This is a genomic window from Streptomyces sp. NPDC015032, assembly GCF_043080425.1.
GTDB lineage: Bacteria > Actinomycetota > Actinomycetes > Streptomycetales > Streptomycetaceae > Streptomyces.
The window spans coordinates 153914-165539 of record NZ_JBIBVN010000010.1; the positions used below are offsets into that span (position 1 = coordinate 153914).

Sequence of the window (11626 nt, forward strand, 5' to 3'; positions counted from 1 at the left end):
CCCGTCGTGACTATCCCACCGCGGCGTACCTCTCATGCAGTTCGTCGTCGTCCAGCCCGATCGCCACGGGCAGGATGCCCGCGGACTGCTCGTACTCGCTGCGCGCGGTCTCCAGCAGCCGACGCCACGATGTGACGGTGGGCCGCCTGCGCAGCAATGCGCGGCGCTCCCGTTCCGTCATTCCACCCCATACGCCGAATTCGACGCGGTTGTCCAGCGCGTCGGCCAGGCACTCGGTCCGCACCGGACATCCGGTGCACACCGCCTTGGCTCTGTTCTGCGCTGCCCCTTGTACGAACAGTTCATCCGGATCGGTAGTGCGGCAGGCTGCCTGCGCACTCCAGTCGGTTACCCAGCCCATCACGGCGCCGTCCTCTCCCGAATCGAGGCTCCCCCACGGCGGCAGCGGCATATTCACCGCTGCCAGTTGAGGACGTTACGGAAGGCGGGGACAGCACAACACCCCCTTCGGGCCCAATCTTGAATGGCCCGAACGGACTATGCGTATGCGGCAGATCACCCAGGGGAGTGAGGTGAGGACATACGTGAATACCCCCGAAGAATTGGGACAGTTCTCCCGGATCACAACGGACGTTCGGTGACATAGGAGGCGAATTCGGGAGCGCCTGAACGCGTGGCCGGATCATGCACGGGGGTTGATGCGGAACGGGACTGTTGTGACAGTTGAGAGCAGCTTAGGCCAAGGCATATACGTGTGTCCGGCGAATGAGAACGTAGGCTGCCCCCATGCCAAAGAAGCGCTCAGGCGGGGGTCTCACGACGACCCAGCAGGCCGCCAAGTTCCTCGGTGTCGCCGCACTTTCCGGAGTCGTGCTCGCGGGCATCGCACTGCCGGCCGCCGGAGCACTGGGCCTGGCCACCAAGGGAACGGTCGAGGGATTCGACGAAATCCCGGCCAATCTCCAGACTCCGCCGCTGAGCCAGCGCACCACGATCCTGGACAGCAAGGGCGGAATGATCGCCTCCGTGTACTCGCGCGACCGCACGGTGGTCAAGCTGGAGGACATCTCGCCGTACATGCAGAAGGCGATCGTGGCGATCGAGGACGCCCGCTTCTACAAGCACGGAGCGATCGACCTCAAGGGCATCCTGCGCGCGATGAACCGCAATGTGCAGACGGGGGGTACCGCGCAGGGTGCGTCGACGCTCACGCAGCAGTACGTGAAGAACGTCTTCGTCGAGGAGGCCGGTGACGACCCGGACAAGGTCGCACAGGCCACGCAGCAGACCATGGGCCGCAAAATACAGGAGCTGAAGTACGCGATTCAGGTCGAGGAGAAGCTCGGCAAGAAGCGGATTCTGACGAACTACCTGAACATCACCTTCTTCGGGCAGCAGGCATACGGCGTCGAGGCCGCCTCCCAGCGCTACTTCTCCAAGTCGGCGAAGGATCTGACGCTGGAGGAGGCCGCGCTGCTGGCCGGCATCGTGCAGTCGCCGAGCCGTTACGACCCGGTCAACGACCCGGCGGAGGCGACCAAGCGTCGCAACACCGTGCTCCAGCGAATGGCCGACGTCGGCAACATCACCCAGGCCGAGGCCGACAAGGCCAAGGCGAACCCGATCAAGCTGAAGGTCAAGAAGCCGAAGAACGGCTGCATCACGGCCGTCAGTGGCGCGGGCTTCTTCTGTGACTACGTACGCAACGTCTTCCTCACCGACCCGGCTTTCGGTAAGACCAAGGAAGACCGGGCCAAGGTCTGGAACCGGGGCGGTCTGACGGTCCGGACGACGCTCGACCCGCAGTCCCAGAAGTCGGTGCAGAGCTCGGTCAAGAGCCACGTCTACAAGTCGGACAAGGTCGCGACGGCCGTGACGCTGGTCCAGCCGGGCACCGGCAAGATCATGGGAATGGGCCAGTCCAAGCCGTACGGCTTCGGGCCCAACGAGACGCAGTACAACTACTCGGTCGACAAGAAAATGGGCGGCTCGAACTACGGCTTCCCGACCGGTTCGACGTTCAAGCCCTTCCTCGCCGCTGCGGCCATAGAGGGCGGCAAGCCGGCCACCCAGGTCTACCCGTCCCCGTACGAGATGGACTACCCGGACACGGTGCAGTCCTGCGGAAAGCCGTGGGTCAACGACGGCGTGCCGAAGTATCACCTGGAGAACGAGAACGAGTCCGAGAAGGGGCCGTACGCGCTGAGGGAGGCGATGGAGAAGTCCGTCAACACCTACTTCGTGCAGATGCTCCAGGACATCGGCATGTGCCCGGTCTCGCAGATGACCGACAAGCTGGGCGTGGTGCAGGGCGACGGCACCAAGCTGCCGCAGAACCCGTCCACGCTGACCCTCGGGTCCAACGGTCTGTCGCCGCTGACGATGTCCAGCGCGTACGCCGCGTTCGCCAACCGCGGTACGTACTGCACGCCGATCGCCATCGAGTCGGTCAAGACGGCGGACGGCACCTCGCTCCCCGTACCGAAGACCAGTTGTTCGCAGGCGATGTCGCAGACGACGGCCGACACCATCAACACCCTGCTGCGCGGCGTGGTCGACTCCGGTACCGGTCAGGAGGCGGGCCTCAACAGCCGCGACAACGCGGGCAAGACCGGTACGACCGACTCCCGCAAGAACGCCTGGTTCGTCGGCTACACCCCGAACATGTCCGGCGCGGTCTGGGTCGGCAGCCCGTCCCAGAGCGTCGAAATGGAACACGTCACCATTGGCGGCGTCTACCAGGACAAGGTGTACGGCGGACAGGTCCCCGGACCGATCTGGCGTGACGCGATGACGGGAGCCCTCGACGGAGTGGCCGCCCCCGCCTTCAACACCGTCAACATCCCGGATCAGCGGAGCGACGAGGGCGACGGGGGCGACCGGGGCGACGAGGAGGACAGGGGCGATCCGGGCGCCGGCGGATCCAAGCCCGGCAAGCCCGGCAAGCATGGCGGGAAGCCCGGTGGCAACAACCCGTTCCCCGGCGGCCACCCGGGCCAGACCAACGGCGACACGCAGGGCCCCTGACCCGTACGGCCCACGCATATGAAGGTGGGGCGCCCCGGACCGAGAGAAATCCCGGTCCGGGGCGCCCCACCTTCATATGCCCTCTTCGTAGGTGCCCGGCCTCAGCCCGCCAAGAGCTTCTTCACCGCGGCGGCCACCCGGCCGCCGTCCGCACGTCCCGCGACCTTCGGGTTCACGATCTTCATGACGGCGCCCATCGCCCGCGGTCCCTCGGCCCCCGCGGCCCTGGCCTCCTCCACGGCAGACGCCACGATCGCACCCAGCTCGTCATCGCTCAGCTGCTTCGGCAGGTACGCGTCGAGGATTTCCCCCTCCGCCTTCTCACGCTCGGCCTGCTCAGTCCGGCCGCCCTGGGCGAAGGCCTCGGCCGCCTCGCGGCGCTTCTTCGCCTCCTTGGCGATCACCTTCTGCACCTCGTCATCGGAGAGCTCGCGCGCCGTCTTGCCGCTGACCTCCTCCTTCGTGATGGCGGTGAGGGTCAGCCGGAGCGTCGACGAGGTCAGCTCGTCACGCGCCTTCATGGCCGTGGTGAGGTCTTCCTTGAGCTTGGACTTGAGCGTGGTCATGTGCTGATTGTGGCAGGTACGGGGCGCCCGCCGCCCGCCGGTTTTCTTCCTGCCGCACGGTGTCTGCCACGATGGGCGCATGCGCGCACGCTACGGAGTACCCCTGAAAGTCACGGCAGTCGGCGCAGCGGTCGGCGCAGCCGGCCTCGCCTACGCCGCCGGATTCGAGGCCCGCTCGTTCCGCCTGCGACGGGTAGCCATTCCCGTTCTCCCGCACGGGGCACGCCCGTTGCGCGTACTCCAGGTCTCCGACATCCACATGGTGAGCGGCCAGCGCAAGAAGCGCGCGTGGCTGCAGTCGCTGGCCGGCCTGCGTCCGGACTTCGTCGTGAACACCGGCGACAACCTCTCGGACCCCGAGGCCGTACCCGAGCTGCTCGACGCGCTCGGTCCGCTGATGGAGTTCCCGGGCGTGTACGTCTTCGGCTCCAACGACTACTACGGCCCCAAGCTCCGCAACCCGGCCCGCTATCTCTTCGAGAAGGTCCAGGGCAAGCACGGCCTCAACGGGAACGCCCCGGCGGTCGGCGCCGTCCACAACCCGTGGGAGCCGATGCGCGACGCCTTCGACGAGGCGGGCTGGCTGGGCCTGTCCAACACCCGCGGCCGCCTCAAGACCGACGGCCTGGAGATCGCCTTCACCGGTCTGGACGACCCGCACATCAAGCGCGACCGCTACGCGGAGGTCTCGGGCGGCCCCGAGACGGGCGCCGACCTCTCCATCGGCGTGGTCCACGCCCCCTACCTGCGCTCCCTCGACGCCTTCACGAGGGACGGCTACCCCCTGATCCTGGCCGGTCACACCCACGGCGGCCAGCTCTGCATCCCCTTCTACGGGGCCCTGGTCACCAACTGCGACCTGGACACGGACCGGGTCAAGGGCCTCTCCACCCATTCTGTCGAGGGCCGCCGCGCCTACCTCCACGTCTCCGCAGGCTGCGGCACCAACCGCTACACCCCGGTCCGCTTCGCCTGCCCGCCCGAGGCAACCCTGCTGACCCTGACCCCCCGCACCTGAGCGCCCACGGGCCCCTCGCCCTCAGCTGCACATAAACCGGATTTCGCCTGTGGGCGCGGGTGGGCTAAAGTAATCGATGTCGCCAGGACACCGGCGACGATCGGGGTGTAGCGCAGCTTGGCAGCGCGCTTCGTTCGGGACGAAGAGGTCGTGGGTTCAAATCCCGCCACCCCGACAGCTGAAACACCAGGTCAGAGACTCATTCGCTTGATCGCGAATGGGTCTCTTTCTTATCCGGAGCAAGTACGAGCAGGCGCCGCTCTACGCGAAAACGCGTGCCCCGATCACCGCAGCTGTATTCACAAACTCCGCCATCCCGCCGATACTGACAGTAACGGATCGACAAGGGACCACAGGACGGTTCCGCCAGAGAGACGGGGGACTCATGATCTTCATTGCTTCCACGGCGGTTGCGTTCGCGGCCGCGGTCGGGGTGTGCTTGGCCGTACTGCGGCGCAGAGGCGGCTCGGGGGAAAATGGGGCACTGCAGCGTGGGGCAGCGGACCAGGGGCTCGCACAAGGGCTGGGCGTAACCCCGAGGGCATAACCACCACCCCGTGCGGGACAACCTCAAGCGCTTCGGCTGACAGTCGAGGGGGCCAAGGGGGGCCGACGACGACGGTCTTCCCCGTACTCTCATGGCCGACCACGGACAGAACCTTGCGCGTCAGTTCAGGTCACATGACAGGCACACAAGGCCACTTGAGTTCGCGATCGCGTTCGGGACGAAGAGGGCGTGGGTTCAAACCCCGCCGCCCCGACAGAGAAATACCAAGTCAGGCCCGGTGCTGAGAGATCAGCACCGGGCCTGATGTGCTGTGCGGCCCCGTTTTGGGTGAGCACGGATACCCGCAGACGCCGCCTTCTCAGGCTGGAAGCGTGCGGACTTCGCGGCCGACCACAACTGCGCCTTCTGAAAGAGCCTTCGGTGGCCCAGTGACCCAGCGACCCGGCGGTTCGGTGAACGGGCGACCCGCGCACCGGATACGGCGTGGTTCGACCGGGACGACCGCTTCACGCCCGGCCGGGTGCGGTCAGACCCCGATCGGACGTCCGAGATCCGGGCCCGCCCCTCGGTCACGACCGGGGCTCACGCCGCGGTGACCTTGGCCACAAAGGCATCCAGGTTGTCCGACATGCGCGCGAGGCGTTCGTCCAGGCCCAGGGACTCCTCGTATCGCCCGGAACGCAGCTTCGGCTGCCTCTTGCCTCGCACGTACAGGGGGCAGGCGAGGTCTCCGCAGATGTAGATACCGACCGTGTTGCCCTCGCGCCCCCGGGCACCCGCCAGGGGGGCGGCGAGCAGCGAGACCCCGGAGGAGGCATGGCCGGTCAGGCAGACCTGGCACATGCTGGACTTCACAGCGCTGGTGCGCTTCACGGAGGGTATCCGCAAGGAGATCCCCAGCGGGCCCTGCGCCCGGGGCAGCACGAGGCGTGCCCTCAGTGGGGCTCCCGGATCCACCCATCCCAGGAAGTCCAGGTCGTCCCAGGGCAGTTCTGCGAAGTCGAGCGGCAATCGAAGCCGCGCCGCATCACCCTTGGTGCAGTTCACGAAGGATGAGCGGATCTGATTCTCACCGAGCGGGTCCACGGGCGCCGACACTACGTCCGCCCCGACCGGTTCCGCATCTCAATATTTTGCTTGATGCGCCGGTCGGAGCCTGCCCCGCCTGGAGCGCCACCACACCCGGCGGGCCGTGGGCCGGCCGGTACGCCCCGGGGCGCCGCCCGCCCCTTTCTCATGCACGGCGCCGGGTGTCGGGGCGCGGCCCACCCCTGGCGCGAGCCGACGTAAGCGTTCCCGGTAGCAGCCACCCGAAATGCACCCTTCGTACGCACATGCGAATCTGGAAGTGGCCCATCATCCTAGATCCGCTACAGGAGGCACGATCGTGGGCAAGAAACAGAGTCGGCAGAACCGGGGGGCCCGCACCGGCGGCCACGAACGCAGCGCCGCTCCGGAGACGAAGGAACAGAAGCAGCAGCCGGTTGACCCGAACCCGGTGCACTCGATCTCGGAGCAGGTCTCCCACCGGAAGCAGCGAAGGTTCGGCCACAACTGATCCCATAGATCCACAGACCCAAAGACCCGCGAAATCCGCCCTCTGCGGTGGCATCCCCGAGTCGGATGCCACCGCAGAGGGCGGTTTTCGTTGTGCGCTACGGCATGTGTCCGGCCAAAGGGAAGGTCACCCGCGCGCCGAGGACGTCCTCACACGCCCGTAGCGAATCACCTTCGACCGGCCAGGCCGCCGTGCGCGGCACTCAGGCCGGAACGGCCGACTCCCAGGCCGAAGTGCAGGGCATCCAGGTCGGAACGGCCGGCGCCCGGGCACATGAGGACATGACCCCCGGACATGCGCACCCATGACGGCATGACACCCGCGACACGCGGCCCTCGTACGCGCATGCATATGCATGTGTCTCATGCAGATCTCGGGGCGCCCAGAGGTTTATCTACGCGCGGAGCCATGTCGCCCGAACGATCATTCGGGCATATCAGACCGGTTCTTCCGCAGCTATTACCGGCGAGTACCAGTAGCTGCTAGAAACGTGGCGCTCAATCAACCCCCCACCCACCCCCCACACTTCGGAGGGCTGACAGCCATGTCAGTACGGAGATTCTGGGCGTCCGCATCCACTCTGGTCCTCGCCGCCGCGGCCGCTCTGGGTATCGCCCAGCCGGCCTCGGCAAGCTCCTCGGCCGACGCCGGCGGGTACGTCGCTCTTGGCGACTCGTACTCCTCCGGCGTCGGCGCCGGGAGTTATCTCTCCGACAGCGGCGACTGCCGCCGCAGCACCAACGCCTATCCCTACCTCTGGGCTGCTGCGAACTCGCCTTCCTCCTTCGCGTTCGTCGCCTGCTCAGGGGCCACGACGAGTTCGGTGGCCAATACCCAACTGGGCGCGCTGAACTCGTCCACCGGCCTGGTCAGCGTCACCGCAGGCGGCAACGACGTGGGCTTCGCCAGTGTCATGCAGGACTGCGTACTGTCCGGCGAGGCCACCTGCCTGAGCAGCGTGAGCTCGGCCGTGTCGCAGATGCAGAACTCGCTGCCGTCCGGCCTCGGTTCGCTCTACGGATCCATTCGGTCGCGGGCCCCGCAGGCACACGTCGTGGTGCTGGGCTACCCGCGCTTCTACCAGCTGAGCGGCGGTTGCGTCGCCGGTCTCTCGGAGAAGGAGCGGGCGGCCATCAACAACGCGTCCGACGTCCTGAACGGTGTCATCGCCAAGCAGGCGGCCGACGCCGGGTTCACGTTCTCCGGCGTGGCGGACAAGTTCGCCGGACATGAGCTGTGCTCCGGCGACGCGTGGCTCCACAGCGTGTCCATCCCGGTCTACAACTCGTACCACCCCAAGGCCGCCGGACAGTCGGGCGGCTATCTTCCGGCCTTCCGCTCGGCCGTGTAGGACGAGGACGAGGGAGGTACAGAGGGGCGGCGGGCTGCCGGGGATGTTCCCGCGGTCCGCCGCCTCTCTGTCGCGGACCTCCGACCCCATGCACCGGTCTTGACCAGCCCACGCACCGGTGCACCGGTCGGAGGACGAACGAAACGGCTCCGCCCCCGGACTCCCCGGCCCCGTATCGTCCCGGCTGTCCCGGTGTCCCCGGACGTCCCCCGTGTCCGTCGGCGTCCCCGTGCAATCGCCCGGTCTCAGTACCGCTCCACGAGGTGCTCCCGGCCCGCCGGGGGCTCGTACGGCTCGGGCCAGAAGTCGGTGATCCCGCCTATCCGCCCCTCCGCGTCGAACGTGAAGAAGTGAAGGGCGTGCAACTCCTGCAGACCGACCATGAAGAGCGTCCGGGCAGCGACCTGCCGCCCCTCCTGGTCGGCCACGACGCGTTCGACACGGACGTGCCAGTCGCCCGGGTACTCCCGGTTGAACCGCATGTACCGCTCCTTCCCACGGATGCGTTCGCGCGTCTGCGGGAGGTCGTACAGCACGTCGTCGGCGAGGGTCGCGGCGAAGGCGTCCCAGTCGCGGTGGTCGGCCGCGGTCCAGTACGTCTCCACCGCGGTGCGCAGATCAGCAGTCGTGGTCATGGTCCGAGTCTGAACCCCACCACTGACAACGGGCCTTGAATGCCGCCTCCGGTCAGGAGCCGGCCGGCCGCGACGCCTTGATCGAGTACATCAGCGGGATGCGCGGACGGTCGGCGGGGAAACGGTAGAAACCTTCGCCCTGCCGTTGCAGCGACGGGAAACGGGCGAAGAGCGAGAAGTCGTGCTCGTGCAGGAACTCGATGCGCAGTCCGGTGGCGGCCAGCGCCGACACCACGTCGCCGATCGGGTGCTGCCATTCGACGCTGCGGTTGTGGACGGTCGGTGCGTCGAAGTCGGCGTAGGTGCCCGCTGTCTCGTCCACCCACGCGGCGCGGCTGAAATAGTCGTGCACGACCTTCGCACCGGTCGAGTCGTCGAGGCAGTCCGTGAGCGGGTGGAACTCCGCGAGGTAGAGGAAGCCCCCGGGCGCCACGAGCGAGGCCGCCGTCTCGGCCCAGCGCCGGGTGTCGGGCAGCCAGTTCAGCGCGCCGACACCGGTGTAGACGATGTCGTACGACGAGTCGGGGACGGCCTCGGCGGCGTCGTGGACATCGGCGGCGACGAACGCCGCCCGGTCCTGGGTGAACCCGAGCTCCCGGGCCAGGCCGCGCGCCGTCTCGACGGCCGGTTCGGAGAAGTCCAGGCCGACGACGTGCGCGGCGCCGTGCCGGGCCCAGGAGAGGGTGTCGACCCCGATGTGGCACTGCAGGTGCAGCAGGGACTTGCCCGTGACATCCCCGACCTCGGCCAGTTCGAAGTCGCGCAGGGCGTCCTTGCCTGCGCGGAACGACTCGACGTCGTAGAAGTCGCTCGTGGCGTGGATGGGGACCCGCTCGTCCCAGTGCGCCCGGTTGGCCTCGTGCCAGTCGGCAGGGGTCGGTGCATACATGCCCGGCAGGTTATCCACAGGCTGAGGACGATGCGAACGGATTATTGGCGCTCCGGCGCAGAATGGACGGCATGACTGAGATCACTGGTTCGACGTCCCTCTCCGCGCCTGCGGCCCTCTCCGCACCGGAGACGGCATCCGAGACAACACCGGGGGCCGCACAGGAAGCGGCTTCCGCACCGACCACGACCGCTTCCGCGCCGGAGTGGGAGCAGCGTTTCCGGGCGCCCCGGGTGTCCTTGCCCGACTGGGCGGAGGACGCGCCGGACCGCTCTCTGTTCGTCTCCAACGCCACGGGCACGTACGAGCTGTACGCATGGGACCGCGCCACCGGCGAGCAGCGCCAGGTGACCGACCGGCCGAACGGGACGACGGACGGCGTGCTGACACCGGACGGCGAGTCGATCTGGTGGTTCAGCGACACCGACGGGGACGAGTTCGGGGTGTGGATGCGTCAGCCGTTCCACGGCGGCGGGGGCGGCGAGACGGTGGACGAGCCGGCGGCCCCCGGTCTCGGTGCCTCGTACCCGGCCGGGCTGGCGATCGGGCGTGACGGTACGGCGGTGGTCGGCCGTTCGACCGACGAGGACGGGACGACGATCCATGTCGTGCGGCCCGGGGCCGCGCCCGTCGAGATCTACCGGCACCGTGAGTCGGCGGGCGTCGGTGACCTCTCGTACGACGGGACGCTGATCGCCCTGGAGCACACCGAGCACGGCGACGCGATGCACTCCGCGGTGCGCGTGGTGCGGCCGGACGGGTCGACGGTCGCCGAGCTGGACGACACCGAGGGCGGTACGAAGGAGCTGGGCCTGTCCGTGCTGGGCTTCGCCCCCGTGGCCGGGGACACCAGGCTGCTGGTCGGGCATCAGCGGCGGGGCCGCTGGGAGCCGATGATCTGGGATCCGATGACGGGCACGGAGACGGATCTCGCGGTCGATCTGCCCGGCGATGTGGGCGCTGAATGGTATCCGGACGCCTCCGCGCTGCTGATCGTGCACGGCTTCGAGGCCCGCAGCGACCTGTGGCGGTACGAGCCGGGTGCCGGCGGTGCTCCCGTCCGGGTGGAGACTCCCGCCGGTTCGGTGTCGGGTGCCACGGCCCGGCCGGACGGCACGGTGGAGTACCTGTGGTCGTCGGCCGCACAGCCGCCCGTCATCCGGTCCACCTCGGGTGCGGTCGTGCTCGATCCGCCCGGCTTGAAGGCTCCGGCGTCCGTGCCCGTGGAGGACGTGTGGGTGGACGGGCCCGGGGGCCGCGTCCACGCGCTCGTACAGCGGCCCGCCGGGCCGGCCGAGGGGCCGTTCCCCACCGTCTTCGAGATCCACGGCGGCCCGACCTGGCACGACAGCGACGCCTTCGCCTCCGGTCCCGCCGCCTGGGTGGACCACGGCTACGCGGTCGTCCGGGTCAACTACCGCGGCTCCACCGGGTACGGCCGTGCCTGGACGGACGCGCTCAAGCACCGGGTCGGCCTGATCGAGCTGGAGGACATCGCCGCGGTACGGGAGTGGGCGGTGAAGTCCGGGCTCGCGGACCCGGCGAGGCTGGTCCTGGCCGGTGGCTCCTGGGGCGGCTACCTGACCCTGCTCGGCCTCGGTACGCAGCCGGACGACTGGGCCCTGGGTCTGGCGGCGGTCCCGGTCGCCGACTACGTCACCGCGTATCACGACGAGATGGAGGACCTGAAGGCGATGGACCGCACGCTGCTGGGCGGCACGCCGGAGGAGGTTCCCGAGCGCTTCGAGGCCTCGTCCCCGCTGACATACGTCGACGCCGTCCGGGCTCCTGTCTACATCTCGGCGGGCGTCAACGACCCGCGCTGCCCGATCCGCCAGGTCGAGAACTACGTGGACCGGCTGAAGGCCCGTGCCGCGGTGCACGAGGTCTACCGGTACGACGCGGGGCACGGTTCGCTCGTCGTGGAGGAGCGGATCAAGCAGGTCCGCCTGGAGCTCGACTTCGCCCGACGTCACCTGGCCCCGCGGCCGGGCCCGTCCGGCGAGTAGTCCGGACCCGTCCGGCGAGCAGGGGCGCCGGTTCCCGTCCCGTGCGGACCACCACCGCCGGACATCAATCGGCACCCCGCGCCGGGAGGCGGGAGCGGGGACCG

Annotated in this window: 10 protein-coding genes and 1 tRNA gene; 6 read left to right on the plus strand and 5 right to left on the minus strand. The window is 68.5% G+C overall.

From position 1 onward, the window contains the following. Positions 1-10: 10 nt before the first annotated feature. Positions 11-361, minus strand: a complete 351-nt coding sequence (locus ACF08M_RS17180; protein ID WP_187438703.1) for a WhiB family transcriptional regulator — start codon at positions 359-361, stop codon at positions 11-13. A 386-nt stretch (positions 362-747) separates the two neighbouring features. On the opposite strand from ACF08M_RS17180, the gene ACF08M_RS17185 reads away from it, so the two are divergent. Then, positions 748-2988: a transglycosylase domain-containing protein gene (locus ACF08M_RS17185; protein ID WP_392186067.1), complete on the plus strand. Its 2241-nt coding sequence runs from the start codon at positions 748-750 to the stop codon at positions 2986-2988. Between the two features lie 101 nt (positions 2989-3089). Here ACF08M_RS17185 and ACF08M_RS17190 read toward each other — a convergent pair whose 3' ends face one another. Continuing rightward, positions 3090-3554 (minus strand): GatB/YqeY domain-containing protein, encoded by a 465-nt coding sequence (locus ACF08M_RS17190; RefSeq protein WP_362193320.1) that lies wholly within the window; start codon positions 3552-3554, stop codon positions 3090-3092. Positions 3555-3633: 79 nt separating this feature from the next. On the opposite strand from ACF08M_RS17190, the gene ACF08M_RS17195 reads away from it, so the two are divergent. Continuing rightward, entirely contained in the window at positions 3634-4572 is a 939-nt protein-coding gene (locus tag ACF08M_RS17195; RefSeq protein ID WP_392186068.1) for a metallophosphoesterase, read from the plus strand. 101 nt (positions 4573-4673) lie between these two features. Next, positions 4674-4747 (plus strand) — tRNA-Pro (locus tag ACF08M_RS17200). 915 nt (positions 4748-5662) lie between these two features. Here ACF08M_RS17200 and ACF08M_RS17205 read toward each other — a convergent pair. Beyond that, positions 5663-6166, minus strand: a complete 504-nt coding sequence (locus tag ACF08M_RS17205; protein WP_392186069.1) for an FBP domain-containing protein — start codon at positions 6164-6166, stop codon at positions 5663-5665. A 301-nt stretch (positions 6167-6467) separates the two neighbouring features. On the opposite strand from ACF08M_RS17205, the gene ACF08M_RS17210 reads away from it, so the two are divergent. Beyond that, the gene (locus ACF08M_RS17210) at positions 6468-6638 is read left to right on the plus strand and encodes a hypothetical protein (RefSeq protein ID WP_392186070.1); all 171 of its coding nucleotides are present in this window, start codon (positions 6468-6470) and stop codon (positions 6636-6638) included. Positions 6639-7182: 544 nt separating this feature from the next. Further along, on the plus strand, positions 7183-7989 hold the full coding sequence (locus ACF08M_RS17215; RefSeq protein ID WP_392186071.1) for an SGNH/GDSL hydrolase family protein: 807 nt from the start codon (positions 7183-7185) through the stop codon (positions 7987-7989). A 245-nt stretch (positions 7990-8234) separates the two neighbouring features. Here ACF08M_RS17215 and ACF08M_RS17220 read toward each other — a convergent pair whose 3' ends face one another. Beyond that, positions 8235-8624 carry a nuclear transport factor 2 family protein gene (locus tag ACF08M_RS17220; protein ID WP_392186072.1) on the minus strand — a complete coding sequence of 130 codons (390 nt, stop codon included), beginning with the start codon at positions 8622-8624 and terminating at the stop codon, positions 8235-8237. Positions 8625-8676: 52 nt separating this feature from the next. After that, complete coding sequence (locus ACF08M_RS17225; RefSeq protein WP_392186073.1) at positions 8677-9513, minus strand: class I SAM-dependent methyltransferase; 837 nt, start codon at positions 9511-9513, stop codon at positions 8677-8679. A 71-nt stretch (positions 9514-9584) separates the two neighbouring features. Between ACF08M_RS17225 and ACF08M_RS17230 the strand changes: the two genes are divergently transcribed. After that, positions 9585-11522, plus strand: coding sequence for a S9 family peptidase (locus tag ACF08M_RS17230; protein WP_392186074.1), 1938 nt, complete (start codon positions 9585-9587; stop codon positions 11520-11522). Positions 11523-11626 lie beyond the last annotated feature (104 nt).

Coding starts and splice junctions, on each gene's coding strand:
- ACF08M_RS17185 (WP_392186067.1), top strand. CDS start 748: ATGCCAAAGAAGCGCTCAGGCGGGGGTCTCACGACGACCCAGCAGGCC.
- ACF08M_RS17195 (WP_392186068.1), top strand. CDS start 3,634: ATGCGCGCACGCTACGGAGTACCCCTGAAAGTCACGGCAGTCGGCGCA.
- ACF08M_RS17180 (WP_187438703.1), bottom strand. CDS start 361: ATGGGCTGGGTAACCGACTGGAGTGCGCAGGCAGCCTGCCGCACTACC.
- ACF08M_RS17190 (WP_362193320.1), bottom strand. CDS start 3,554: ATGACCACGCTCAAGTCCAAGCTCAAGGAAGACCTCACCACGGCCATG.
- ACF08M_RS17225 (WP_392186073.1), bottom strand. CDS start 9,513: ATGTATGCACCGACCCCTGCCGACTGGCACGAGGCCAACCGGGCGCAC.
- ACF08M_RS17215 (WP_392186071.1), top strand. CDS start 7,183: ATGTCAGTACGGAGATTCTGGGCGTCCGCATCCACTCTGGTCCTCGCC.
- ACF08M_RS17220 (WP_392186072.1), bottom strand. CDS start 8,624: ATGACCACGACTGCTGATCTGCGCACCGCGGTGGAGACGTACTGGACC.
- ACF08M_RS17230 (WP_392186074.1), top strand. CDS start 9,585: ATGACTGAGATCACTGGTTCGACGTCCCTCTCCGCGCCTGCGGCCCTC.